Origin of the sequence: Paenibacillus sp. OAS669, from assembly GCF_014873645.1 — a bacterium.
Taxonomy (GTDB): Bacteria; Bacillota; Bacilli; order Paenibacillales; family NBRC-103111; genus Paenibacillus_S; species Paenibacillus_S vulneris.
Window position 1 is genome coordinate 174,447 of record NZ_JADBDR010000012.1, and the last position, 25,891, is coordinate 200,337.

Consider the following 25,891-nt stretch of genomic DNA (forward strand, 5'->3'; position numbering starts at 1 on the left):
TCAACTTATGGGCATTCTGAATAACATAAGGATAACAAGTTGCATAAAGGAGCATACCCAGTGATTACTTATGTGGTTCAGCAAGGAGATACGTTGTATTTGATTGCCCAGCGGTATGGAGTCACGGTAGATGCATTGATGAAGGCGAACCGGTTAACATCGCCCGCGCTTCAGATAGGGCAGCAGCTATCCATACCTGTTTCCGGCCCTGTTACTTATGTTGTGAAGGCCCACGATACGCTCCACCGTATTGCCAAAATGTTCAATACAACCGTTGAGGCCATTATGCGGTTAAACTCGCTCACGTCCACAAGCCTGCATGTCGGTCAAACTTTACGAATTCCCATTTATACGGAAGTCATTGTGAGAACAAGTACGGCCGATATACGGGCCCATGCCAGCGCTCAAGCTCCCGTCCTGACACAAATGGTCAGAGGAGCCCGCCTTCCCGTCACCGGAATTATCGGGGAATGGGTGCAGGTTCGTATCTATAACGGACGACTGGGCTGGGTAAGCCGACACCAGGTTACCATAGTCCCGCATGACGGACGGCGCCCGGTACAGGAGGTATTCGGTTTCTATACCGAAGAGGAGGGGCCGACGCTTCCAAGCTCGCACGAGGTGTTCACCGCCCAAACGGCCCATTTGTCCAATGTAGGTATGTTTCATTTCCGAATCAATAGGCAAAATCCTACGGAGATTGAAAAGTTCCCGGCTACCTTCACCGATGAATATATGAAGGGTGTCGTCAGCTTCGGGCACCGTCATAATGTCAAGATGATGCCGACGGTCCACAATTTGCTGTATGAACGCGGAAATCAGAATGTCAACAAAGATGTGATTCGCGGCATGCTGGCTACCCGGGAAAACCGTTCTGCGTTTATATCGAGCATTATCCAGCTGATTCAAACCTACAACTTTGACGGGGTCAATATCGATTTTGAAGACGTCCATTACGAGGACAGGGAGAAGCTGTCCGCCTTTTACCGGGAGCTGGGCGCCGCATTGAAGGAGAGAGGCTACTATTATTCCGTCGATGTGCCTTCAAGAACGTCGGATGAGCCTACCAATCCGTTCTCCGCGCCTTTTAATTATTCCATCCTCGGTGAAGTGGTCGATGAGCTGGTGCTGATGCTTTATAACGAGCATGGCTGGCCGGGGAGCGGACCTGGCCCTGTCGTTTCCATCGGATGGATGAGAACCGTAGTCAACTATGCGTTAACCAAAATGCCTGCCAGTAAAATCACGGCGGCCGTATCCGTATTTGGCTTCGACTTCAACCTGACGACCAATCGCAATACGTATGCTACTTACCAGATGGCTATGGATTTGGCGAAGAAATACAACAAAGAGGTCATTTTTGACGAAAAGACCCAGACGCCTATGTTCGCTTACACTGACGAGTCGGGCAAAAAGCATGAGGTATGGTTCGAGAACGCAGCCAGCATCCAGGCGAAGATGGATCTTGCGAACCAGCTGGGCATTCGCGGTATCGCACTTTGGAGGCTGGGAATGGAAGACCCGGCTATCTGGACTATGATGAGGGATCATTTCGTGATCCGAAAGAGCGTCACATAACCGTGATCGACATCTTCACGCTAGAAGCGGGAGACCGTCGGAACAAAGAAGGCTGTACCTTCGAGCTTGTCATCTGTCCGAGGGAAGCCGCCTAACAAAAAAAGCTGTTCTCTTCATCCTGAAGATTGAGAGGACAGCTTTTTTTGTTCTATGCGGCGGGGAGCTCTGTCTGCTCTGACTTCTTTTTACGAAACAGGAATAAAATAATCGCACAAGGGATCAAGCACAGGAGACCGCAGGCGATGAACGCCCCATCCGCTCCGAACCGGTCGGCCATGTAGCCCGCGAATAGATTGCCTACCGGTGTAGACCCGGCAAAGACCAGGGAGTACACGCTCATGACACGGGCCCTGTATTCGTCCTTGGAATGAATCTGCAATGAAGAGTTGCAGTTGGTCGCGAACAAAATATTACACACACCCGTACATGCCAGGAACAATCCTGTTAAATAAGGAGAGCTCGTCCATCCGGTAATGCACAGAAAAATTCCGATAAGGATGGAAGCGACAGCGATCACCTTCATTTTGGGTCCGCTCTTGCTTCGCAGCGATACGGTTAAAGCCCCGATAAGCGAACCGACCCCGAGACAGGACATCAGCATTCCATAGGTTCGTTCCTCCATATGCAGTACGCCTTTTGTGAAGACAGGAATCAGGATGGCAAAATTATACGCGAACGTTCCGATAACCGTAACGAGCAGGAGCGTTTGTGCCAGACGTTTATCTCTCGCTATGTACACCATACCGTCTTTGATTTCCTTGAAAATGCTGACATCCTTTTTCTTCTGGCGAACATAAGGGGTTGTTTTAATACGCAGCAGCCCGTACAGGACGGCGATAAAGCTGAGTCCGTTCAATAAAAAGCACCAGGCAGGTCCAAGAAGGGCCATCATGGCGGCTCCGATAGACGGTCCAAGAATACGCGCCAGATTAAACGTAGTCGAGTTCAATGCGATGGCATTCATCAAGTCCTCCTTGCCGACGATTTCAATGTTGAACGATTGTCGGGTCGGCATATCGAAGGTATTGGTCAGACCCAATATAAAAGCGATAATCAGCACATAGCCGTACTGAACCGTGTCGGTAAACACCAGAATAGCCAAGACGAAGGCCAAGATCATGGAGACCGTCTGCGTAACAAGAAGAATCTGTTTCTTAGGAAATTTGTCTATAAGGGCACCCGCAAACAAGGAAAAGCAGGTAATGGGCAAAAACTGAATGCTGCCAACCAGACCCAACAATAACGGTGAGCCGGTTAACGTTAATACAAGCCATGATTGACCTATGTTTTGCATCCAGGTGCCAATTAATGAAATACATTGGCCGAACCAGAAATACCGGTAATTTTGATGCGTCAGGGCATGGAAATGGTTGTTAATGACCCGCTGGCCCATCGCTTTCATGTTCAATTTCGTTCACCTTCCTAGCGTCATAGGCGGACACACGCTCTTTGTTGATCTTTATGGTTCAATCCCCGGTCTCATTAATTCGCGCTGCGTTCGTGCCCATCTTCTCCAAGAGAACCAGCGCCATATGCTTCTCCTCCTCCGTTAATCCTTGGGATATAAGATTACGCCAGTCGGTTAGGACGGACTTTACTTCGTCTTTGATAAGCATTGCCTTTTCCGTTAAAAAAACCTGATAGGAGCGCTTGTCGTCCTCTCTTACTTTTCTCACGACGTAGCCTTGCTCCTCCAGCTTTTTCAAAGCCTTGGCGGTTGTGCCCTTGTCGATCTTAAGATGATTTGAGATTTCCTCCTGACTGAGCCCATCCTCCCGGTACAGCGTGTTCAGAAAAATATGCTGCCCCCGGCCGATATCCAGGTGCTTGAGACGATCACCGATATACATATGGCCATATCGATACAATAGAGAGACCCAGCGGGGAATTGTGCTTTTATGATCCATCAGCGGCAGACTCCTATTCCCGATTGATAGTTGCATGCGCCACTATTATAACGATTAATAGAATCGTTGTAAATGCAACTTTTTGTATTCGGCGCCTCCAGTTTGGTTATAAGCGGGAGGAGGATCACCCTGAAATTTGGGTTCAAGTGCTGCCATATTACAGAAAACAATCAGCCTCAGTGACCCGGAATAAGCGGACGGACCCTGCCTTCGCGGGCAGGGTTAGTGCCGATAAATGGACAAGCGGGAGTAAAAAATGGAAAATTGTTGTTGCGATTTTACACATTATCCCATAATATATAGCTATTGAGCGAATCAAAAACAGGAAAAGCGACTGTGACCTGATAAGGGAAGGGAGCTTTTTTTGCTGCTCAAAATAAGCTTTTAAGGGGAAATCACGTGGAACCAAATGTAAATCAGAACCAAAATCTCGGTTATCCTGCACCTGGATACCAACAACAAGCGGCGCCGGTTATTTCGGTAAAGGATTGGATGCTGACGATCTTGCTTTTGATCATCCCGGTAGTCAACTTAATTATGCTATTCGTATGGGCTTTTGGAGGCGGCGCAAATCCTTCCAAGGCTAATTATGCGAAAGCAAGCCTGCTGTGGGCACTTATCGGTATTGTCATATATATTGTTTTCTTCGTTCTCATTTTTGGAGCCTTTTTTGCCAGTGTTAACGGCATGAAATAACCCATTCCATAATCATAGGTGCAACAAAGCCCTTGCCGTTGTAGGCAGGGGCTTTGTCTTATTTGGCCTTGTTTTCAATTGCGTCCACATGGTAAGCGGCGTAGCTGCGCTCCCCCCTAATTTCTAGACAGTTTAACTGCATTCCATAAGCGCAGCCGCCGTCTATGCCTATTTTGTCTCCTCCGTACCAGATATGAGCTGAATCGTGAAATTGGACAGCTCTTGTATGCCCGAAGACGACTGTTTTTTCCACATTCGTAGGCCTGCTGTAGAACGGATCCCGAATCCACAGAAAATCAAACAAAGGCTGTTCCTTCCAATCCGCATATTCCGGATTAATCCCCGCATGGGCATAAATATGATGCTCGTCCTCGTAATAATAAGGAAGCTGGCGCAAAAAATGGAGATGATGCCCATAGGCTTGTTGAATAAAGCTCCTCGCCGGACCCAGGCGGGTCACGTCATAATCTCTGTTCCATAAGCCCGTATCAGAGCAGTAACTGATCAGCGTTTGGTGACCCCCGTGCTCGAAAAATTTTTGGGCAGCACGCTCTGAAGCTGTCCCGTCCATGATCTCAAGAAATCGTTGATCGTGGTTCCCGCGAAGCGCTACGGCTTGCCCCGCATGGACCATGCCGATAACTTGCTCGACGACTTGTCTGCTGTTGGGACCGCGGTCGACGAAGTCCCCGAGAAGTATGAGCTGATCCTTCTGCGCATCGTACCCGGCGGTATGCAATAGTTGATTGAACGATTCGAAGCAGCCGTGAATATCGCTAATGACCAGGGTTCTGTTCAAAGAGACCCTCCTCTCCAATAGGCAGTTGCTGACATACCACTGAAGTTAAAATTCCTCTATAAAAATTAACTATAAAGCCAGTTTCTTAAGTTCTCAACCTATTTTTTCTTCCCAGTTGATTACAAAAGGGAAGGTGCTTTACAATGAGAAAGAATTTTTCTATTACATAGTTCGGGGAGCAACCAGCCATATGCCTATGGAGAAAGACCCTTTTGACCGACATTTCGACAATTTTACCAGCTTGGCGGACTTGATTTGTGAAACGCTGCAATGTCCAATTACGATTGAGAACGCCAATCACCAGCTTATTGCCTACAGCTCGCATAGTCCACAAACCGATCAGGCCAGGATCGCGACGATTGTCGGGAGACGGGTGCCTGAGCAGGTCATCAGCGCACTCTGGAGAAATGGCGTCATTCAGAAGCTGATGGAGTGTGAGGATCCGGTAAGGGTTGAGGCTGTGCATGACGTTGGACTCGGGGGTCGAATAGCGATTGCGATCCGCAAGCATAATGAGGTTCTTGGTTACATCTGGGTGATGGAAGAGAACGAACGGCTCGGCCCCCAGGAATTGGCTTTATTAAAACGTGCAGCGCAGGCCTCAAGACATTTGATGCAGCAGCTTCAGATTCAAAAGCGGAAGGAAGAGGAAGGCCAGCAAAATTTATTCTGGCAGCTGCTGACAGGCCATCTTAAATCGGCACCGGCCATTAAGGAGCAGGCCAAGCTGTTTCATATTTCACTTCCGGCCTCATTTCAAGTGACGGTGTTTCAGTTTGAACAGGAAATTACAGAGTCCGTGCTTCAGCGGATTCAATACATGATAACCACCACCCAATCCGTCAGGATCGTGCTTCATGTTGTTGACGGCGTCCAGCTTGTTCTGCTCACATCCCGAAGGGACTTCCGTACAGCAGCAGATCCCGATAAGACGATGATAGGCTTTATCGATGAATTTATGAGGCAGATGAGGGAACGGTTCGGCATGGCCCCCATCGACGGTGCCTGTGGCGGCGAGTATGAGGATTATACCATGGTGGAGAAAGCGTGGCAGGAAGCGGTACAGGTATTGGAGCTGAAGAGGCGTTTTCCGGACGCGCTCCAAGGAGTTCATCAGCATCGTGACCTCGGCTTTTACCGGTATATTCCAGTGATGATTCATCCCGACGGCACACCTTTATATACTAATAGCAGTCTTCTGAAGCTGCAGGAATATGACCGTGAGCATAACAGCTGCCTGCTTGAAACGCTGGAGGTATTTCTCCATCACGACAGCAGCCTGAAGGATACGGCCGACGCGCTTCATATCCATATCAACACGTTGAACTATAGATTAAAGCGAATCACGGAAATCGGCGGCATGGATATGAAGAACATGGATCACAAGGTGTCCTTGTATCTGGATCTCCGGCTGATGAAGCTTTCGAAGTAACGATTTGTTGGATGAATACAAAAGGAAGGGCCAAAATTCTCATTTTTATACAAAGCCAAAGCTTGTTAAGCATTTTATAATCCTCATTAGAAACACATTTGGGGAGGACTTAACATGAAAATCGGCGTTCCAAAGGAAATCAAAAACAATGAGAATCGCGTTGCCATAACCCCTGCAGGTGCTGCGGAGCTGGTCGGCAGCGGCCATGAGGTTTGGATAGAGAGAGGGGCCGGAATTGGAAGCGGTATCTCCGACGAGGCTTATAAGGCGGCTGGAGCCAGATTGTTGGATCAGGCGGAGGACGTGTGGGCTGCGGATATGGTATTGAAGGTCAAAGAGCCTCTGCCCGGTGAATACCGGTATTTCCGTCCGGACCTGACGTTGTTTACTTACCTGCATTTGGCTGCAGTGCCGGATCTGGCCCGAGAGCTCGTCGCTAAAGGGGTAACCGCGGTCGCTTATGAAACCGTTCAGGCAGGGAGAACGCTTCCTTTGCTGGTGCCGATGAGCGAAATCGCAGGCAGGATGTCGGCGCAAATCGGAGCGCAATTTTTGGAAAAGCCTCATGGCGGCAAAGGGCTCCTGCTAAGCGGAGTGCCCGGAGTCAAGAAGGGCAAAGTCACGGTCGTCGGCGGGGGCGTGGCAGGCATTCATGCAGTACAAATCGCTGTCGGTTTAGGTGCGGACGTTACCGTTATCGACTTGAATGCGGAGCGTCTCCGGTATTTGGACGATATCTTCGGTCCGCGCATTCAGACCTTAATGTCTAACCCGGCTAATATTGCCGAGGCTGTGGAGCAATCCGATCTGGTTATCGGTGCGGTACTAATCCCGGGAGCCAAGGCGCCCAAGCTCATCACGGAACAGATGGTGAAATCGATGGGACAGGGCTCAGTCATTGTCGATATAGCGATCGACCAAGGCGGAATCGTCGAAACGGCCGACCGGACGACGACGCATGACGATCCTGTATACATCAAGCACGGTGTTCTGCATTATGCGGTTGCCAATATGCCGGGCGCCGTACCGAGAACCTCCACGTTTGCCCTGACAAACGTAACGCTTCCTTATGTGCTGCAAATGGCCAATCACGGCGTCAAGCAGGCGATTCTCGATAATGCGGCGCTTGGGGGCGGAGTCAACGTGATGGGAGGCTGCGTCACGCATCGGACTGTTGCCAGAGACCTGCAATACGACTACGTTCCCGTAGAAAGCGCGGTTTAGTCAGAACGCGGGCTGCTGAACTAATGAGGGGGAACACGGCTGCATGTATAGCTACCGGGATACTAGGGCTGAAGTATCGCTTGATGCGATAGCCTTCAATACAGCTTGGTTTAAGCAAAAGATAGGTGATTCGTGCCGAATGATGGCCGTTGTCAAGGCAGATGCATACGGGCACGGAGCGGTAGAAACAGCCAAAGCGGCTGTTGCCGCAGGGGCCGATTATTTGGGGGTTGCCATCGTTGACGAAGCGCTGCAGCTTCGGAAGGCGGGAATCGAGTGCCCGATTCTCGTTCTGGGCTACACGGCGCCCCGTGCCGTGGAAGCGGCGATTCGCCACCGTATTGCGCTGACCGTCTTCACGAACGAGGTATTGGACTGTGTGATGGACTGTTCGTACCGGCTGCAGCAGCCGGCAGTCCTTCATATCAAGATAGATACGGGCATGTCCCGTCTTGGTATAACCGAAGAGGATGAGGTGCTGGCCTTTGTCAGGAAAGCAAGCCGAAGTCCTTATCTCCGGATGGAAGGGATATTCACCCATTTTGCCCAAGCGGATCATGACGATACATCGTATACATGGAGGCAATATGAAGCTTTTGCTGCCATCCTGAGGCGGTTAAAGCAGGAAGGACTGTCCATCCCAATAGCGCATTGCTGCAACAGTGCGGCGGCACAGCGATTCCCTTCCATGCATATGGATATGGTTCGAATAGGAATCAGCTTGTATGGATTGATCCCATCACCGGGCATGAAGGGGACGGCCGTCGGGCTCCGGCAGGCATTTCAATTAAAATCCTCGGTCGCCTCCTTAAAACAAATCCCCGCCGGCCAGCCGATCAGCTACGGAGGCACCTTCCGTCCGGAGCGAGAGAGCATGATTGCCGTAATTCCGATCGGATATGCCGATGGATTATCCCGGGCTTTATCCAATCGGGGGTCCGTCTTGATCCACGGGCATAGGGCTCCTATCGTTGGCACGATCTGCATGGACCAAACCATGCTTGATGTAACGGACATGGCGGATGTTCGGGTCGGTGACGAGGTGATCCTCTACGGAGGGGGTGAAGGGAGCTGCGGCATCTCGATGGATGAAGCGGCGGCACTGCAGCAAACCATTAACTACGAGATCGTATGTACCGTCGGCAGGAGAGTTCCCCGCTTGTATCTGCGTGACGGACAAGTTATCGGCTACTCCAGCACGTTATTAGATGCTGCATTCTGATGAGCAGGGAGGGAGAAGGGTGAGACAGCAGCTTTTGGAACGCAAGCTGACGGAGCATTTTGAAGCTTATGCTTCGGAGAGGCAGTTCAGCGGAACGATTTTGGCAGCAGAAGAGGGGCATATTTGCTTCCACAGGTCCTATGGCCTCGCCAATTGCGAGCATCAGGTTCCGAATACCGGCAAGACCAAATTCCAGATCGCTTCGATTACGAAGCCAATCACGGCTATGGCTGCGCTTATGCTGGAAGAGCGGGGGGTTATCGATATTCAGGGGAGGATTGGCGATTACCTCCCGGTAGCAGACGGGCTCGATTCCCGCATTACGATCCATCAACTGCTTACGCACACATCGGGCATTCGCGATTTTGAGAAGCTGCCTGGGTTTGCAGGCGGGCTGGAGAGAACGCTCTACGAAGGTCTGGATATCCTGCAATTGATTCAGCATGACCCGCAGCCATCAGTGCCGGGCACGAAGTGGGAATATTGCAATACGGGCTACAATTTGCTGGGCGTTCTGATTGAGACGGTAACCTGCATGAGCTATGCGGAATTTGTGACGCAGAACATCCTGGCTCCTCTTGGCATGGATTCTACCTGCTTCGGAAGCTCGGATAGCATTGTGCAGGGACTGGCGCAGGGCTATTCGTTGAACGAGAAGGGGGAGCAAGTCAAAGCCCGTTACTTTGAGCTAGGTAACTTCTTGGCTTCGGGCCACATGGTTTCGACTGCGGAGGACCTGCTGAAATGGGACCGGGCGCTCTATCCCGGACATCTGGTTTCGGAGGAGCTGCTCCGCAAGATGTTCGCTCCCCATGCCTATATAGACGAGATCCGCCACTACGGCTACGGATGGTCCATATACCGTGGAAGCCGTGGACATGGAGGCTGGCTGCCCGGTTATTGGTGCAAATTCAGGCAGTTTCCGGAACGTAAACAGGTCCTCATCATGCTGTCCAACCAGGATTACACGAAAGAAGACGGAATCATCGACCGAACGGAAGCTATTTTTAAGGAATGTCTTTGAAGTTATTGTAAAAAACCGTTGACAAATAAGGAAAGCGGTTTTATAATTCAATTCAATGCATTGATATACGGTAGGTTCGAGTAGATGGAGAAACCCTTATCCGTAATCATGCCCTTCTTGTTGGAGGGTGTGTTTACTGTTGATAGGGGTTTTTTGTTATTGTTTGAATGATTCGAATCGTATTTCCGCGCGGATACCGGACAAAGATTTATTTACCTTTTATAAAAGCGAGGAAGAGGATATGAGAGGTTACATATTTGATCTGGATGGTACCGTTTATTTAGGGGACAAAATGATTGAGGGCGCTGCTGAAACGATTCGAACGTTGAGAGAACGGGGGGATAAGGTCGTCTTTTTGTCCAACAAACCGATCGCCACACGACAGTCCTATTCGGAAAAGCTGACGAAAATGGGCATTCCGACCCGTGTCGAGGATGTCCTGAATTCCTCCTTGATAGTCGCTCGCTACTTGCAAAAAAAGCTGCAGCCTGGCGAGAAAGTGTATGTCATTGGTGAGCAGCCCATCCATGATGAGCTGCATGAGCATGGCATTCCAATCACCGGGGACAGCGTGAGACCTGATTATGTCGTGTTATCCTGGGACCGCCAGTTCACTTACGACAAGCTGAACCTTGTCTATCAAGCCGCAGTAAGCGGTTCCAAAATCATTGCATCGAACCCGGATGCGACCTGTCCGCTGGATAACGGCCAAATTCCCGATACGGGCACGTTTATCGCAGCGTTGGAGGCAGCGACGGGCCGATCGATCGACCTGGTGGTAGGAAAGCCTTCGCTCATTGCAGCAGAAGCGGCCGTGGAGCACCTGGGATTGAAGTATGAGGACTGCTTCATGATCGGGGATCGGTTGGAAACGGATATCAAGATGGGCAACGATGCAGGGATGGCATCGGTTCTGGTATTAACCGGCGTAGCAACATCGGAGATGGCCGCAGCCTCAGAGTTTAAGCCTAGACATGTCATCCCCAGCATCAAAGAAATCGTCCGCCTCTAAAGGAATCATGGTATAATGGTTCTACTTGCAGAAAGGGGGAGACGAATGTATCCGATCGTCGATTTGGTCGAGCATCAAACTATCGCGGCCGTGCAGAGAGAAGAAGACTTGGAGCTTGCCCTGCAAAGCGAAGCCAACATCATTTTTTTATTGACGGGCTCCATCTTCAACATCAAAGAATTGGTAGACAAAGTGAAAGCGTCGGGTAAGCACGTATTTCCTCACATGGAGTTTATTGACGGCATATCCCCTGATAAAAGCGGGGTTACTTATATGGCGCTGAATATCAAACCGACGGGCATCATTTCTACCAAAAGCAATTTGATTCGAGTGGCCAAAGATTTGCACCTGATGGCCATTCAGCGTATTTTTCTTATAGACCGCAGCGCAGTGACAAGAGGCATTAAAGCCGTTGAGCAAAGTCAGCCGGATGCGATAGAGGTGATGCCGGGCATTATGCCCCGCATCATCCGAGAGATGACGAATATGACACCGCTGCCGATCATTGCCGGAGGGTTGGTTGGCAATCAAGAGGAGATTGATGAAGCGTTAAGAGCGGGCGCATTAGCGGTGTCAGCCGGTACATCGAGCTTGTGGTAACAACTGAATACACAATAGCAGATTCAAAGCGGGATGAGACTAAGGAGAAACCTCTTTGAAAAAGTGCGGCCGGGGCTTGTCGGTTGTTCTTTTTCATGGAGGTTTTTTCTATTCCCGAATCTGAACTTTCTGGAGGTGAATACGATGAACCGTCACGGAGCTTTTTCATCAGCAAGCAGAACGGCACGACTGCATTCGATGGCGGAAAGCGAGCTCGATTTACTTGTTATTGGCGGCGGGATTACAGGAGCAGGTATAGCCTTGGATGCCATCACCCGAGGGATCAAAGTAGGTGTACTCGAGAAGAATGATTTTGGTTCGGGTACGAGCAGCCGATCGACGAAGCTGATCCACGGGGGGCTGCGATATTTGAAGCAGGGAGATTTCAAGCTGGTACGGGAGGTGGGCCGCGAACGGGCGATCCTATACAGAAACGCGCCTCATCTTGTCATTCCGGCCCCTATGCTTCTGCCGGTGTATAAGGGAGGCACCTACGGCTATCTGGCTTCCTCCATAGGCCTATACCTTTATGATTGGCTTGCCGGCGTCGCCCGCAAGGAGCGCAGGAAGATGCTCGGCCGCAGAGAAGTGATGGAGATAGAACCCTTGCTGAAGAAGGAAGGGCTGAAGGGCGGGGGCTTATACTTTGAGTACCGTACGGATGATGCGCGTTTAACGCTGGATATCATGAAAACGGCTTCACAAAGAGGGGCTCTAGCCGTCAATTATGCCGAAGCAAAGAAGATAATTTACGAGAACGGCCGTGCAGCCGGTGTTGAGGTTCATGACAGCATCAGCGGAAGAAGGCTGGTGATCCGTGCGAAGCACATTGTCAATGCAGCGGGACCATGGGCTGATCAAGTCAGGGATTTGGACGGCTCGCTCAAGGGCAAACGGTTGTTTTTGACAAAAGGGGTGCACCTGGTCGTCGATTACCATAGATTCCCGGTGCATCAATCCGCCTACTTCGATACGCCGGACGGCAGAATGGTCTTCGTCATTCCCCGCGGGGATATCACCTATATCGGCACGACGGACACGGCTTACTCCGATTCCATCGATCAGCCGAGAACGACGCAGGAGGACAGGGAGTACCTTCTCCGAGCCGTCAATGCGATGTTTCCAGCAGTTAAGCTCACCCGGCAGGATGTGAAATCTCACTGGGCGGGACTTCGGCCTCTCATCTATGAAGAGGGTAAAGGTCCTTCCGAGCTGTCGAGAAAAGACGAAGTATTTATCTCCGAGAGCAAGCTGATAACGATTGCCGGAGGGAAGCTGACCGGGTTCCGTAAAATGGCGGAGAAGGTGGTCGACCTGGTAGCCGAATTTCTGGGCAAGGAAACCGGCAAAGTCTACCCGGGCTGTACAACCGATCAAATCGTGATTACCGGCGGCGAGAGGAAGGAAGGCTTCACCTTTGCCGAATGGAAGCAAGAGATGCTGAAAACAGGCGTTGCCCTCGGGATCAGCACGGCCGTCATGCAGGAGTGGATCGACACCTATGGCTCCAATGCATTGAACATTCTCAATTATTTGCCGGATGCCCGGAAGCATCATGTACCGGATAACCTGCAGTGGCTCTTTGCGCAGCTCCGCTACTCCGTAGAGGAGGAAATGACGGTCACCGCCTCCGACTTTCTAAGGCTTCGTTCAGGATGGTCCTACTTTCATCTGGCCAAGGCGGAGAAATACCGAAATATCGTCGAGAAGATGCTAGGCGATCTATTAGGTCTTGATACACGTCAAAAGGATATGCAGCTGGAGCTGCTGAATCAGCTGTTTCATCATATCCACGAGCTTCCGGCAAGCGATACCAGGCTGCAGAAAGCTTCATCGTAAAGGGGAGTCGAAATATGAACAGTATATGGCACATTTCTCAATTCGACCTGACCCTGCGCATCTTGACTGCGGCTGCGATGGGAGGACTGATAGGCTTTGAACGGGAATGGAGCAACCATGCCGCAGGGCTTCGCACCCATATTCTCGTGTGTGTCGGAGCTGCCGCCATCATGCTGCTGTCCATCTACGGCTTCGGGGAATTTGCCGTAGAGCCCAACGTAAGAATGGACCCTGCTCGTTTGGCGGCTCAGGTTATCAGCGGGATCGGGTTTCTGGGCGCGGGGGCCATTATCAGAACGGGCTCGACCATATCCGGTCTGACCACGGCTGCTTCAATCTGGGTCGTGGCCGCAATCGGACTTTGCGTAGGGGCTGGCTTTTATTATTGCGCGGCTCTGGCAACCGTTCTTGTTTTCCTCAGCCTGTTCGCCTTGAACAAATGGGAACGGCATCTAATGCGCAACCGGAGGCATCAGGAGGTGGTCATCAAAGTATATGACCGTCCGGGCGTGATGGGTAAGATCTCCACTGTCTTTGGCGAACAGGGGATCCAGATCGTTACGGTGAAAATGAAGTCGGAGGAGCCTCATCATAGCCCCGATGGAGATGTCCCTGTTATGGAGCTGAAGTTCAACGTAAAAACAACTCATTCCGAAAAGCTGATGCGGGCGATTCAGACCATAACGGCCTTAAGCGCCGAAGAGATCATTTCCCTGGAGGCTTCCCCGTGGAAGCTGCCGGGTAATTTGGAGCCGGGCAGAGCTCCTACCGTATAAATCAAGCTTGCGAGAATACTCTTGTATGTCTAGCGGAATAGTGGTATCATTAATAATTTATTAACATATCAAAGGATTGACAATCCGTTATACCCTATGGCATACTTTTCAACGTAAGAGGTATTACACAGTACAACACATCATACTAACTTGGATGCGGAGATCATGAGATAATCCAAGGGACAATCTTCTTGCCTGTGCTTATTGCGCGGCATGTGTCTCTAGACGTTCTCTTGGTCTTTTTTTGTCTGCCTGATCCTATTTGGAGGTGAGACCCGCATCGCTAGTCGGTCTTGAGACCGTTGTAAGCCTTTTCATATTCAAACACGAATGCAAACTGAGAGGGGTATTTAGAATGAAACATAAGAAATGGTTATCTTTGACTGTCATGGCTGCACTATTCGGCTCTGTCATCGGCTGCTCCAACTCCAGCACAGGTGCCGGCGAGAAAATTGAGGACGCAAAAACAGCAGCGGAGGATAATTCTCCGATCACGATACAATATTGGCATTCCCACTCGGAAGAACAGATGGCCGGAGTGAACTACATGATCAGCGAGTTCAACAAGAAATATCCGAATATTACGGTCGAGCCTGTGTTCCAAGGCGGCTATACGGATTTACATAAAAAATTGCAAGCGGCGGTTGCAGCCAATGATGTTCCAGCCGTTACGAACGTTGAGGTATCGGCGCTGCCTAACTTTGCGGATGGCGGAGTGTTTGCAGACCTCGGTCCATATATTAAGCGGGACGGCGTGGACTTGAACGACTTTTCCAAAGGTATGCTGCAAGCCTATTCCTTTAAAGATAAGCAGTACGGATTTCCGCTTATTGTAAGCACGAGTGTCATGGTATACAACAAAACGATGTTCGATCAATTGGGCGTGAAGCCTCCGCAAACCTGGAGCGAGATTGAGGAGTTCAACAAGAAGGTGACCGTGAAGGAAAACGGTAAAACCACCCGCTACGCGTTCTCCGTTCCAGGCTGGGATACATGGTATTACGATCCTTGGATCTCCAACGGCGGCGGTACGATCCTGACCAAGGATAATAAATCGGGCTTCGATCAGCCGGACAGCCTGCGCTGGGCGCAAAACTTCCAAAAATGGATTAAAGACGGCTCCATGCAAATGGGTTACGGAAAAGGCGCATCCGATGTTATGAGACAAATGTTCCTTGAAGGCAAGGTCGGTATGGTGCAGCATTCCTCGGCCATCATCAAAACGTACGTGCAAAACGCGAAATTCGAGGTTGGCGTATCGTTCATTCCTGGGGATAAAGAGAGAAAATCCCACATCGGGGGAGCGGGAGTCGTGCTGATGAACGGCGCAAACGCCAAGCAAAAAGAAGCGGGCTGGAAGTTCCTGAAATTCATGGTATCTGCAGAAAACAATATCAAATGGGCGGATTACACAGGCTACCTGCCTACGCATAAATCGGTTGTAAACACAGACGAAGGCAAGAAGTACTTTGAAAAATGGCCGCAATACAAGGCTGTATTCGAGAATTTCGATAACGTAGCTCCACGCATCCAGCACCCTGCTTATCCTGAGTTCAGCGAGAAGTATAAAGAGGTTGTCGGTAAAATGGTATTGAATAATGAAGATCCTGTACCTTTGCTGAAAGAAACGGTAAAGCCTATCAACGAAATTATTGCTGATTACAAGTAAGCACAGGAGGGAGCAATACAATGAAAGAAACGGGAAGCACTAATATCAATGCCCGGGTGAATTCCGCTGCCAAATCAGGCACGGGCAGACGCTCCGCGTACCGCCTGCTGGAGGGGTTGAAGGATTTTTCCTTCGCCCTGCCGGCTTTGGCGTTTCTGGTCATCTTCATTTATTATCCATTGGTAAATTCCTTCTACTTAAGCTTTACGAACTGGAATATGACGAAGCCCGTGAAGCAATTCGTCGGCTTCGACAATTATGAGAAGCTGCTTACCAGCGAGACCTTCTATAACGTATTAAGAATAACATTTACTTATACGGTCCTGGATGTAGTGCTAACCCTGGGCTTCGGATTATTGTTAGCGCTTTTGTTCAACGTATCGTCCCGATTCTTCAATTTCCTAAGAATGCTGTTATTCATGCCGCATTACATTTCCATGGTCATCGTATCCATGATCTTCCTGTGGATCTTCAACTCCCAGTACGGCTTAATGAACGAGCTGTTAGAGTTAGTGGGCATTGAGAAGGTACAGTGGCTGCAAAATCCGAAAACGGCGCTTTGGGTTCTTATCATCGTTTCGGTCTGGAAGGGCGTTGGATTTGCGATGATCATCTTTATCGCCGGCCTGCGCGGGATTCCTGTTGAATACTATGAGGCGTCCAGCATCGACGGGGCCAGCAAATGGACGCAGTTCTGGCATATTACGCTTCCGCTGCTTTCGCCAATTACTCTGTTCCTTGTCGTGACGAACTTTATATCTTCCATGCAGGTGTTCCAATCCGTTGATATTATGACCAATGGGGGACCGTTGGAATCGACCAAAGCGATGGTGTACTGGATTTATACGATGGCTTTCTCCGAATTTAAAACAGGCCGGGCCTCTGCGCTGGTTATCATTTTCTTCTTCATTATCGTTCTTCTGACCATGCTGCAAATGTACGTCTCCAAGAAGAAAGTTCATTACGAAGGGTAGGTTATAGATCAATGACGAAATCACTAGGGGTAACCACCCGTTATATATCGGCCATTCTCATTACGCTGATTGTCTTTTTCCCAGTGTACTGGATGCTCGTAACCGCTTTAAAATCGCCGGAGGAGCTTCGCTTGGCCGTACCGACCTTTTGGCCGGAGAAATTAATGTGGCAGAACTTTTTCCAAGCCTTCAATACCATTCCGTTCTGGCGCTTTGCCTCCAATACATTGATCCAAACGGTGGGGATTATCTTCCTTCAAATCAATATCGGACTTATGGCTGCTTATGCTTTTGCCAAAGGAACATTCCCAGGTAGAGAAAAGCTGTTCATTCTGGTATTGGCCGCCTTGATCGTGCCGGATCAGGTTACCTTCGTTCCGGTATATGTCATGATGTCTAAGCTGGGCTGGATCAATACGTTCTATGCCCTAATCATCCCGCATGCGGCTTCGGCCTATGGCATCTTCCTGCTGCGTCAAACGTTCAAATCCATTAACAATGACGTCATCGAGGCAGCGAAGGTGGATGGAGCGAATCGCGTGCAAATTTTGTACCGCATTTTGACGCCGATGGCGTTCCCGACGGTGATTACCCTGCTGGTTATCAGCTTTATTCACAGCTGGAACTCCTACTTCTGGCCTCTCGTTATGACGAACTCCAATCAAATGCGCGTACTGACTGTCGGTATCGCCATGATGAGAGATTCTATCGCCGGTAACGAAGCGTTAAACTTCCATCTGCTGATGGCTGCAAGTGTGGTTGTCATTTTGCCGATCGTATTGGTATTCGTTTTCGCTCAAAAATATATTGTGGCGGCCATGGCCAATTCGACCTTTAAGTAATGGGATCGTATCCCCACAAAGGGGAACAAGGAGGCTGTCATTTTGAAGCAAAAAGCTATGCTGATTGTATTATCTTGTATGCTCTGTGTGACAGCAGCGGGCTGTCAGCCTTCTTCGGCGGGTAATGCCAAGAAAGCAGCGGAGCAGGCGGCTCCGGCAGCAGCGAAAAAGCCGGAGGAGCAATCCGCAGCCAACGGCGGGAAAATAACGCAGGAAGAAGCGGGGATTAAGATACGGATCGATTTTCCGGAAATCAAGACTTTCCTGCAGGCCGCCAAGCAGGGGCCGATCGTTCCCGCATTAATGCAGAAGGCGATTCCTCAAGGAATCGGATTTATAGAAGAGAAGAACTGGATTCTCGTCAGCCATTATCGAGAAGGCGGGCTCCCAAGTCTGCTGTCGGTCATAGATGCCGGCACCGGCTCGATGGTGAAGGTAATGGAGCTTTACAAGGACGCTGACAAGCCTTACACTGGTCATGCCGGGGGCGTTACGGTCAGTAAGAGCCATGTGTGGATTTCATCCGATAACCACGTCTACCAGCTTAACCTGGATGAAGTGATGAGTGCCCAAAATGAGAGCAAACTAATGTTCAAGGGCTCCATTCGCACGGATACCCGGGCGTCTTTTACGACGTATAGTGATGGCGTCTTGTGGGTAGGTGAATATGCCAATGGTAAGGACTATCCGACGGAAAAGTCGCATTATATGAACAATCGCGACGATAAGGAATATAAAGCGTGGACCGTAGGCTTCAAGCTCGATCCGCAGACCGATTTGCTTCCTGCCGGCAAGGCAGCGCAATCGAACACGCCCGTAGTACCGGACTATATTTTATCTATACCGGACAGCGTACAAGGGATGGCAGTCTTGAAGAATAAGATTTTGCTAAGTCAATCATCCGGACGGAATGCGGCTAGCGCTTTAATCCAGCATACCAACGTCCTGGAGGAGCCGCCTCACACCAAGGCGGTCATCGGTTCCGAATCGGTTCCTGTATGGTTCCTGGATTCAAAGAACAAACCGGAATCGATGGCAATTCCGCCTATGTCGGAAGGAATCGTTTATTCCAAAGACACGCTGTACCTGTTGTTCGAATCCGGTGCGAGCATGTACAAGGCTTCCTCCAGCTATGCGCTGGACCGTATTCAACTGTTGACCATGACCGATTAAACAGGAGGATGAACAATGAGTATCGTCGGATTAGCACATCGTGGGTATCCCAAGAAATACCCGGAGAATACGCTTGTTTCATTTCAAGCTGCGTTGGATCTGTCCTACAGCCACCTGGAGCTGGATGTGAATTTGACCAAGGACGGCGTTCCGGTTGTCATTCACGATCCTACGGTGAACCGTACGACCAACGGAAAAGGTCCTGTTCTGGACTATACATGGGATGAGCTGCAAAAGCTGCGGACAGACGGAGAGCAAGCCATTCCGACCCTCGAGCAGGTATTGCGATTGGCTAAAGGCAAGGCCAAGGTGGACATCGAGCTGAAGCAGAGCGGCAACTTGTATGCGGGAATGGAAGAGAAGGTGCTGGAGGTTATACGCGCCTGTGACGTGCAGGACCAAGTGTTCGTGACTTCGTTCGACCATTATGCGATTCAGCGTATCCGCCAATTATCGAAGGATATAGAGGTCGGGCTCGTCATCTATGGCGCGACGCCGTCCATCTTCGGTTTCGCCGAAGAGCTGAACGCCAAATATATCTCGGTCAAATACATCTATTTAACGCAAGATTATGTGGGCTTGTGTGAAGAAAAGGGCATTCAGCTTATCGCATGGACCGTTGATGATGAAACCCATATGCGCCAAATGCGCAAGCAGTATCCGGGTGTATGGGTATGCACTAATGAGCTGGAAAGATGGAAGAAGTGCGTTTTGGAGACGGAAGCTCCTTGAGATGTATTCATCATGAGTCAGGCTGTTTTGCAGGCAACGTGGGTTGCTTGCAAAGCAGCCTTTTTTTATTTTTGATCAATCGAATCTTCCTAGTAAAAAAGAAAGAAGTTCATTATCGGAGGGTCACCATGGATAATATGTACTTACAACTTTGAATAATGATATAATGAACGTAAAAATTTGAACGATAAGCGTAGAAGCAGCGGTTCTATTCGAGGTGACCTATGACAGACGTCAAGCAGCAGCCCAAGTATATGCAATTAAAGCAGGAGATTTTAACGTGGCTTCAATCAGGCAAGCTCAAGCCGGACGACCAGATGCCGACGGAACATGAGATTGCCGAGCAGTTTCAGATGAGCAGACAAACGGTAAGGCAGACGTTCGGTGTGCTGGAGCAGGAGGGATGGATTTACCGGGTGCAGGGGAAGGGCACCTTCGTCTCCAATCCGCAAACGGCCCGGAAGCAGCAGGACGTACAGACGATCGGGATTATTACGACCTACATTTCCGATTATATTTTCCCGCACATCGTACGCGGGGCCGAAGCGGCTTTGCGCAGCAAAGGATACCGCATGCTGTTGTCCAGTACGGATAATGACAAGGACAAGGAAAGAGAAAGTTTGCAGATGATGATGAGTCAGCCGTTAAGCGGGCTTATTATCGAGCCGACCAAGAGTGCGGAGGGCAACCCGAATCTAAGCTACTATTTGACACTGAATTACCATAACATTCCATTCTTGATGATCAACGAAACGTACCCGGAGATAAATTGTCCGTACATTAAGGTGGGCGATGAGGCGGGGGGCTATTTAGCTGCTGAGCACCTGATCAAGCTGGGACACCGAAACATCGCCGGCTTTTTCAAAATGGACGATTTGCAGGGTGTCAACCGCCTCAAAGGATTTATTAAAGCGCATCAGGACTACCAGATTCCGCTGCCGCCTGAGGCTGTCATTCATTACACGACGGAGACTAAGGCGACGAAGCCGTTCGAGGCGGGATTAAGGATGCTGAACGATCAGCAGAATCGTCCTACCGCATTCGTATGCTATAACGACGAGCTAGCGGTAATGCTTCTGGAAGCCACAAGACAGGCGGGTTTAAGCGTGCCTGACGATATCTCGATAGTCGGCTTCGACGATTCGCCGCTGGCGGTGGCCACGGAGGTGAAGCTGACGACCCTAACGCATCCCAAGGACGAGATGGGGACTCTGGCTGCGGAGATGTTAATGAGGATTATTGAACAAGGACATGCAAACGCAGAGATGCATCAGATCATTACACCGCAGCTCATTATAAGAGAATCGACAGCAGCGATAAAATAATGGTAGAAAAATTGTACGTACAAATATATAATAACAGTATCGGACTTATTCTATTTTCAGAAAGGTGTTGATACAAGTTGTTATTACAACTCAAACAGGCCGTATGGGAAGCGAATCTGGATTTGCCGAAATACGGCCTTGTTACGTTCACTTGGGGGAATGTAAGCGGTATCGATCGCGAGCAAGGGCTCGTCGTTATTAAACCTAGCGGCGTTCCCTACGAGGAGCTGAAGCCTGAGGACCTGATTGTGGTCGATCTCGAAGGCAATATTGTGGAGGGAAAGCTGAGGCCGTCCTCGGATACGCCGACCCATCTTGTGCTGTACAAAGCGTTTCCGCAAATCGGAGGCATTGTACATACCCATTCGCCGTGGGCTACGAGCTGGGCGCAGGCGGGTAAGGGGATCCCGGCTTTAGGAACGACGCATGCGGATTACTTTTATGGCGAGGTCCCATGCACGAGAGCTATGACAGAGGCGGAAATTCAGGGCGCTTATGAGCTTGAAACCGGCAACGTTATTGTCGAGACCTTCCGGGGACGCGATCCGCTGCAAGTGCCGGGTGTACTGGTTCACTCCCATGCTCCTTTCAATTGGGGGAAGGACCCGCATCAAGCCGTACATAATGCTGTCGTGCTGGAGGAAGTGGCTAAGATTGGCTATCACACCATTGCATTAAATACCCATGTTCCTTCGATGGATCAGACGCTGCTGGACCGGCATTTTTTGCGCAAGCATGGCGCGAATGCTTATTACGGACAAAAGCAGTAAGGGATTTGGCATGGAAACAAGATTAGGATACAGGGAGGAGCAGTTTGTCGTATGGCTAAAAAATATGCTATAGGGATCGATTACGGTACCGAATCGGGCCGGGCTGTATTGGTGGATCTGGCGGATGGTACGGAGGTTGCCGATCATGTCACGCCGTATCCTCATAATGTAATTGATGAAGAGCTTCCGGGCTCGGGATTGAAGCTTGAACACGACTGGGCGCTTCAGCATCCCGGAGATTATATCGAGGTGCTCAAACGCTCCGTGCCCGCCATTATTCAGGCTTCCGGCGTAAATCCGGCGGATGTTATCGGTCTGGGGATAGACTTCACGGCTTGTACGATGCTGCCGGTAGACTCCAATTGCAATCCACTATGCTTCGATCCCGAACTGTGGGAAAGACCCCACAGCTGGGTCAAGCTATGGAAGCATCATGCGGCGCAGGATGAAGCGAATCGGATTAATGAGCTGGCTGCGGAGCGGGGAGAAGCCTTCCTGCCGCGTTATGGGGGCAAAATTTCTTCGGAATGGATGATTGCAAAAATATGGCAGATTCTTAATGAAGACCCTTACATATACGACAAGACCGATCAGTTTCTCGAAGCGACGGATTGGGTCGTATCCCAGATGACGGGCAATCCGCAGCGGAACAGCTGCACGGCCGGCTACAAAGCCATCTGGCATAAGCGGGATGGATATCCGAACGAAGCGTTCTTTAAGGCATTGGACCCGAGGCTGGAAAAGCTGACCAGCACGAAGCTTCGCGGCGAGGTCGTACCGTTAGGAACAAAGGCGGGAGAGCTTACACCAGAAATGGCTGAGCTGATGGGACTTCTTCCCGGCACAGCGGTGGCCGTCGGCAATGTGGACGCTCATGCGGCTGTTCCAGGTGTCGGTGTGGTGACTCCCGGCAAGCTGGTTATGGCGATGGGGACATCAATCTGCCATATGCTGCTTGGCGAGGAGGAGCGTCACGTCGAAGGCATGTGCGGCGTCGTCGAGGATGGAATTATTCCCGGGTATTTGGGCTACGAAGCGGGGCAATCCGCGGTAGGGGATATTTTCGCCTGGTACGTGGAGCAGGGCGTCCCTGCGTATGTACATGAATCGGCTCAAAGGGAAGGCATTAGCGTCCATGAGTGGCTGGAGCAAAGAGCGGCGGCCTACAAGCCGGGAGAAACGGGCCTGTTGGCACTGGATTGGTGGAACGGAAACCGTTCCGTTCTGGTTGACACCCATCTTTCCGGCATGCTGATCGGCTATACGCTGCTCACGAAGCCTGAGGAAATTTACCGCACCTTGCTGGAAGCGACGGCTTTCGGCACGAGAAAAATCGTGGATGCGTTTCATGAGAACGGAGTAACGGTAAACGAGCTGTATGCTTGCGGCGGGCTGCCGCAAAAAAACCGCCTGCTAATGCAAATTTATGCGGATGTAACGAACCGCGAGATCAAAGTAGCGGACTCCAAGCAAACGCCGGCATTGGGAGCGGCGATGTTCGGTGCGGTGGCTGCAGGAGCCGCCAACGGAGGCTACGATACAATCGTGGAGGCCGCAGAGAAGATGGCCCGTGTGCGGGAAGAAACGTTCAAGCCTATTCCCGAGCACGTAGCCGTATACGAAAAGCTGTATGAGGAGTACAACAAGCTTCATGATTATTTCGGACGAGGCGCTAATGATGTGATGAAACGATTAAGAGCGATGAAGGAAGCAGTACGTTAATTGCAAATGTACTCTTGGTTCACCAAATACGAACTCATTCAGGAGGTTATAATACTATGATACCCGTAAAGCCTTATACATTCTGGTTTGTTACAGGAAGTCAGCATTTGTACGGTCCGGAAACACTGAAGGAAGTAGATGCGCATTCATTGCAAATCACGGAAGGATTGGATCGAGATCCCGCCATTCCATTCCAGGTTATATTCAAGCCGGTATTAACGACACCGGAGGCTATCCGCCAATTATGTCTCGAGGCTAACGGCGATGATTCATGCGCAGGAATTATAACCTGGATGCATACCTTTTCACCCGCTAAAATGTGGATCGCAGGGCTGACCGAGCTGCGCAAGCCGCTGCTTCATCTTCATACGCAGTTTAACCGCGACATTCCATGGGACAGCATCGACATGGATTTCATGAATTTGAATCAATCGGCCCACGGGGATCGGGAGTATGGATTCATCGGCGCCAGAATGGGGATTGCGCGCAAAGTCGTCGTCGGCTATTGGGAAGATGCCCAGGTGCGCAGCCGAATTGCGGGATGGATGAATACGGCGGTCGCTTATACGGAAGGACGCCAGCTAAAGGTTGCCAGATTCGGCGATAACATGCGTCAGGTTGCCGTCACCGAAGGGGATAAAGTGGAAGCACAAATCAAATTCGGCTGGTCAGTGAACGGCTATGGCATCGGAGATTTGGTTCAAAGAATGAACGATATTTCGGAGAACGAAGTGAATCGGTTGTTCGAGGAGTATAACGATCTCTATGATATCGTCCCGGAAGCACGCGAAGCAGGTCCGATCCGCGAAGCTATTCTGGAGCAGGCCCGAATCGAGCTGGGCATGAAAGCTTTTCTGGAGGAAGGCGGCTTTAGCGCGTTCACGACAACGTTCGAGGACCTCCACGGGATGAAGCAGCTCCCCGGGCTTGCCGTCCAGCGTTTGATGGCGGAGGGATACGGCTTCGGAGGAGAAGGGGATTGGAAAACAGCGGCATTGGTACGTACGATGAAGCTGATCGCAGGCAATGTAGGTACTTCCTTCATGGAGGATTATACCTATCATTTTGAGCCGGGGAATGAACTGGTCCTGGGGTCGCATATGCTCGAGGTTTGCCCAACGATTGCCGCAACTCGCCCTAAAATCGAAGTACATGCCCTCTCGATCGGCGGCAAATCAGATCCTGCGCGGCTTATCTTCGATGGCAGAGACGGCGCAGCACTCAATGCATCGATCATTGACTTGGGCAACCGGTTCCGGCTTATTGTGAACGAAGTGGATGCGGTGAAGCCGGAGCAGGCTATGCCCAAGCTTCCTGTAGCTCGCGTTCTTTGGAAGCCGCAGCCGTCGTTAAATCTCGCGGCGGAGGCATGGATTCATGCCGGCGGTGCGCATCATACCGCATTCTCCTACATTGTAACAGCAGAGCAGCTGGCCGATTGGGCCGAAATGGCAGGAATTGAATCCGTCCTAATCAATCGCGGCAGCACGATCACGTCGCTGCGCAACGAATTGAGATGGAACGACCTTTATTGGCGCATGAAGTAAATAAGGTTATTGTTTTGAGCCCTCTGCACTTTCTTGAATGCAGGGGGCTGTCGTTTGCGGAAGTTTTTCGGTTTTGTGAAATTGACAGGTTCATCCTGCCGGAAAATGCAATCTTGTTTGGCTTGGCTGTATGATTTTGTGATATCATTGAATAAATGCTAACAAACAGAGAATAGCTAAGCGCATACTTGGAGGGAGCACTTATCAATAATATCGTCCTTAATGATGCAATGACCATGTTGAAAAAAACAAGCCGTACTTTTTATATTCCGATCAGCACCTTGGAAGCAGGTTTGAAGGAAGCGGTAACATCTGCGTATCTTTGCATGAGAGCCATCGATGAGATTGAAGATCACGAGCAGTTACCGGATACGTTAAAGGTCCAATTATTGCTCGGGGTACGGGATGCATTCCAATCCGGTACCATCCCGGAAGAGGTACAGAAGGTTATGGCCCCGCATCGGGACAAGCTACCGGAGGTCACCGTCCAGCTGGATGAATGGGTACGGCTGTGTCCTGCTACAGCTTTACCGGTTATTGTCCCCTATATCGGCAAAATGTCCCATCAAATGGCCGATTGGGTTCAAAACGGCTGGAGCATTCAAACGGAGGAAGACCTGGACCGGTATACCTATAGTGTGGCAGGTATGGTAGGGGAGATGCTGTCCGAGCTGTGGCTGTGGTATGACGGTACGCCGTCGGATCTTCATAAGGCCGTGGCTTTCGGCAGAGGATTGCAGGCCGTAAATATTCTTCGCAACAGGAAAGAAGATCTTGAACGCGGCGTCGACTTTTACCCGGACGGCTGGGATTTCAAGGAAATGCAGCAGTATACGCGGCGGAACCTGGAGATCGCCGACTCCTACGTAGCAGACCTGAAGGAAGGTCCGGCATTAAAGTTTTGCAAAATTCCACTGGCGCTTGCCCATGCAACCATGAATCTGTTATCTGCCGGAGGAAGTAAATTGACGAGAGATGCGGTGCTTAAGATTGTCAGCCGCGTGATGAACTAAAAAAAACTTGCAGCT

General features: G+C 50.4%; 23 protein-coding genes. 20 read left to right on the forward strand and 3 right to left on the reverse strand.

Translation table 11 applies throughout. From position 1 onward, the window contains the following. The first annotated feature begins 60 nt into the window (after positions 1-60). Positions 61-1,578 carry a LysM peptidoglycan-binding domain-containing protein gene (locus tag GGC63_RS23955; protein WP_318781120.1) on the forward strand — a complete coding sequence of 506 codons (1,518 nt, stop codon included), beginning with the start codon at positions 61-63 and terminating at the stop codon, positions 1,576-1,578. A 148-nt stretch (positions 1,579-1,726) separates the two neighbouring features. Here the strand turns inward: GGC63_RS23955 and GGC63_RS23960 are convergent, their stop codons facing one another. Then, a complete protein-coding gene (locus GGC63_RS23960) occupies positions 1,727-2,980 on the reverse strand; it encodes an MFS transporter (RefSeq protein ID WP_192704522.1) in 1,254 nt (417 codons plus the stop codon). 64 nt (positions 2,981-3,044) lie between these two features. Continuing rightward, complete coding sequence (locus GGC63_RS23965) at positions 3,045-3,485, reverse strand: MarR family winged helix-turn-helix transcriptional regulator (protein WP_079910857.1); 441 nt, start codon at positions 3,483-3,485, stop codon at positions 3,045-3,047. A 399-nt stretch (positions 3,486-3,884) separates the two neighbouring features. Between GGC63_RS23965 and GGC63_RS23970 the strand changes: the two genes are divergently transcribed. After that, a complete protein-coding gene (locus GGC63_RS23970; protein WP_192704470.1) occupies positions 3,885-4,181 on the forward strand; it encodes a hypothetical protein in 297 nt (98 codons plus the stop codon). A gap of 58 nt (positions 4,182-4,239) precedes the next feature. Here the strand turns inward: GGC63_RS23970 and GGC63_RS23975 are convergent, their stop codons facing one another. Further along, entirely contained in the window at positions 4,240-4,980 is a 741-nt protein-coding gene (locus tag GGC63_RS23975; RefSeq protein WP_192704471.1) for a metallophosphoesterase family protein, read from the reverse strand. 190 nt (positions 4,981-5,170) lie between these two features. On the opposite strand from GGC63_RS23975, the gene GGC63_RS23980 reads away from it, so the two are divergent. From GGC63_RS23980 to GGC63_RS24065, 18 genes are all read left to right on the forward strand, one after another. Continuing rightward, positions 5,171-6,412, forward strand: coding sequence for a PucR family transcriptional regulator (locus GGC63_RS23980; protein ID WP_192704472.1), 1,242 nt, complete (start codon positions 5,171-5,173; stop codon positions 6,410-6,412). 114 nt (positions 6,413-6,526) lie between these two features. After that, positions 6,527-7,636: an alanine dehydrogenase gene (gene ald / locus GGC63_RS23985; RefSeq protein ID WP_192704473.1), complete on the forward strand. Its 1,110-nt coding sequence runs from the start codon at positions 6,527-6,529 to the stop codon at positions 7,634-7,636. 43 nt (positions 7,637-7,679) lie between these two features. After that, the gene (gene alr / locus GGC63_RS23990) at positions 7,680-8,858 is read left to right on the forward strand and encodes an alanine racemase (protein WP_192704474.1); all 1,179 of its coding nucleotides are present in this window, start codon (positions 7,680-7,682) and stop codon (positions 8,856-8,858) included. A gap of 19 nt (positions 8,859-8,877) precedes the next feature. Continuing rightward, positions 8,878-9,882 carry a serine hydrolase domain-containing protein gene (locus GGC63_RS23995; RefSeq protein WP_192704475.1) on the forward strand — a complete coding sequence of 335 codons (1,005 nt, stop codon included), beginning with the start codon at positions 8,878-8,880 and terminating at the stop codon, positions 9,880-9,882. A 241-nt stretch (positions 9,883-10,123) separates the two neighbouring features. Further along, a complete protein-coding gene (locus tag GGC63_RS24000; protein ID WP_192704476.1) occupies positions 10,124-10,894 on the forward strand; it encodes an HAD-IIA family hydrolase in 771 nt (256 codons plus the stop codon). A 45-nt stretch (positions 10,895-10,939) separates the two neighbouring features. Beyond that, complete coding sequence (locus GGC63_RS24005) at positions 10,940-11,494, forward strand: glycerol-3-phosphate responsive antiterminator (RefSeq protein ID WP_079910850.1); 555 nt, start codon at positions 10,940-10,942, stop codon at positions 11,492-11,494. Between the two features lie 144 nt (positions 11,495-11,638). Beyond that, the gene (locus GGC63_RS24010) at positions 11,639-13,333 is read left to right on the forward strand and encodes a glycerol-3-phosphate dehydrogenase/oxidase (protein WP_192704477.1); all 1,695 of its coding nucleotides are present in this window, start codon (positions 11,639-11,641) and stop codon (positions 13,331-13,333) included. A gap of 14 nt (positions 13,334-13,347) precedes the next feature. Further along, a complete protein-coding gene (locus GGC63_RS24015) occupies positions 13,348-14,109 on the forward strand; it encodes an MgtC/SapB family protein (RefSeq protein WP_192704478.1) in 762 nt (253 codons plus the stop codon). 355 nt (positions 14,110-14,464) lie between these two features. Next, the gene (locus tag GGC63_RS24020; protein WP_192704479.1) at positions 14,465-15,778 is read left to right on the forward strand and encodes an ABC transporter substrate-binding protein; all 1,314 of its coding nucleotides are present in this window, start codon (positions 14,465-14,467) and stop codon (positions 15,776-15,778) included. Positions 15,779-15,798: 20 nt separating this feature from the next. Beyond that, positions 15,799-16,752: a carbohydrate ABC transporter permease gene (locus GGC63_RS24025; protein WP_079910846.1), complete on the forward strand. Its 954-nt coding sequence runs from the start codon at positions 15,799-15,801 to the stop codon at positions 16,750-16,752. A gap of 11 nt (positions 16,753-16,763) precedes the next feature. Next, a complete protein-coding gene (locus GGC63_RS24030) occupies positions 16,764-17,594 on the forward strand; it encodes a carbohydrate ABC transporter permease (RefSeq protein ID WP_079910845.1) in 831 nt (276 codons plus the stop codon). Positions 17,595-17,636: 42 nt separating this feature from the next. Continuing rightward, positions 17,637-18,767 carry a hypothetical protein gene (locus GGC63_RS24035; protein ID WP_192704480.1) on the forward strand — a complete coding sequence of 377 codons (1,131 nt, stop codon included), beginning with the start codon at positions 17,637-17,639 and terminating at the stop codon, positions 18,765-18,767. A gap of 15 nt (positions 18,768-18,782) precedes the next feature. Further along, a complete protein-coding gene (locus GGC63_RS24040; RefSeq protein WP_192704481.1) occupies positions 18,783-19,499 on the forward strand; it encodes a glycerophosphodiester phosphodiesterase in 717 nt (238 codons plus the stop codon). A 224-nt stretch (positions 19,500-19,723) separates the two neighbouring features. Then, positions 19,724-20,824 (forward strand): GntR family transcriptional regulator, encoded by a 1,101-nt coding sequence (locus GGC63_RS24045; RefSeq protein WP_225948452.1) that lies wholly within the window; start codon positions 19,724-19,726, stop codon positions 20,822-20,824. A 77-nt stretch (positions 20,825-20,901) separates the two neighbouring features. Then, positions 20,902-21,594 (forward strand): L-ribulose-5-phosphate 4-epimerase, encoded by a 693-nt coding sequence (gene araD / locus GGC63_RS24050; protein ID WP_192704482.1) that lies wholly within the window; start codon positions 20,902-20,904, stop codon positions 21,592-21,594. Between the two features lie 51 nt (positions 21,595-21,645). Next, on the forward strand, positions 21,646-23,316 hold the full coding sequence (locus tag GGC63_RS24055) for a ribulokinase (protein WP_192704483.1): 1,671 nt from the start codon (positions 21,646-21,648) through the stop codon (positions 23,314-23,316). Between the two features lie 56 nt (positions 23,317-23,372). Beyond that, a complete protein-coding gene (araA, locus tag GGC63_RS24060; protein WP_192704484.1) occupies positions 23,373-24,863 on the forward strand; it encodes an L-arabinose isomerase in 1,491 nt (496 codons plus the stop codon). Positions 24,864-25,093: 230 nt separating this feature from the next. Continuing rightward, positions 25,094-25,876, forward strand: a complete 783-nt coding sequence (locus GGC63_RS24065; protein WP_192704485.1) for a squalene/phytoene synthase family protein — start codon at positions 25,094-25,096, stop codon at positions 25,874-25,876. Positions 25,877-25,891: the final 15 nt, after the last annotated feature.

Excerpts from the sequence above, each read along its gene's own strand:
- GGC63_RS23960 (WP_192704522.1), bottom strand. The coding sequence starts at position 2,980 with ATGAAAGCGATGGGCCAGCGGGTCATTAACAACCATTTCCATGCCCTG.
- GGC63_RS23965 (WP_079910857.1), bottom strand. The coding sequence starts at position 3,485 with ATGGATCATAAAAGCACAATTCCCCGCTGGGTCTCTCTATTGTATCGA.
- GGC63_RS23980 (WP_192704472.1), top strand. The coding sequence starts at position 5,171 with ATGCCTATGGAGAAAGACCCTTTTGACCGACATTTCGACAATTTTACC.
- ald (WP_192704473.1), top strand. The coding sequence starts at position 6,527 with ATGAAAATCGGCGTTCCAAAGGAAATCAAAAACAATGAGAATCGCGTT.
- alr (WP_192704474.1), top strand. The coding sequence starts at position 7,680 with ATGTATAGCTACCGGGATACTAGGGCTGAAGTATCGCTTGATGCGATA.
- GGC63_RS24000 (WP_192704476.1), top strand. The coding sequence starts at position 10,124 with ATGAGAGGTTACATATTTGATCTGGATGGTACCGTTTATTTAGGGGAC.
- GGC63_RS24005 (WP_079910850.1), top strand. The coding sequence starts at position 10,940 with ATGTATCCGATCGTCGATTTGGTCGAGCATCAAACTATCGCGGCCGTG.
- GGC63_RS24010 (WP_192704477.1), top strand. The coding sequence starts at position 11,639 with ATGAACCGTCACGGAGCTTTTTCATCAGCAAGCAGAACGGCACGACTG.
- GGC63_RS24015 (WP_192704478.1), top strand. The coding sequence starts at position 13,348 with ATGAACAGTATATGGCACATTTCTCAATTCGACCTGACCCTGCGCATC.
- GGC63_RS24020 (WP_192704479.1), top strand. The coding sequence starts at position 14,465 with ATGAAACATAAGAAATGGTTATCTTTGACTGTCATGGCTGCACTATTC.
- GGC63_RS24025 (WP_079910846.1), top strand. The coding sequence starts at position 15,799 with ATGAAAGAAACGGGAAGCACTAATATCAATGCCCGGGTGAATTCCGCT.
- GGC63_RS24030 (WP_079910845.1), top strand. The coding sequence starts at position 16,764 with ATGACGAAATCACTAGGGGTAACCACCCGTTATATATCGGCCATTCTC.
- GGC63_RS24040 (WP_192704481.1), top strand. The coding sequence starts at position 18,783 with ATGAGTATCGTCGGATTAGCACATCGTGGGTATCCCAAGAAATACCCG.
- GGC63_RS24045 (WP_225948452.1), top strand. The coding sequence starts at position 19,724 with ATGACAGACGTCAAGCAGCAGCCCAAGTATATGCAATTAAAGCAGGAG.
- GGC63_RS24055 (WP_192704483.1), top strand. The coding sequence starts at position 21,646 with ATGGCTAAAAAATATGCTATAGGGATCGATTACGGTACCGAATCGGGC.
- araA (WP_192704484.1), top strand. The coding sequence starts at position 23,373 with ATGATACCCGTAAAGCCTTATACATTCTGGTTTGTTACAGGAAGTCAG.
- GGC63_RS24065 (WP_192704485.1), top strand. The coding sequence starts at position 25,094 with ATGACCATGTTGAAAAAAACAAGCCGTACTTTTTATATTCCGATCAGC.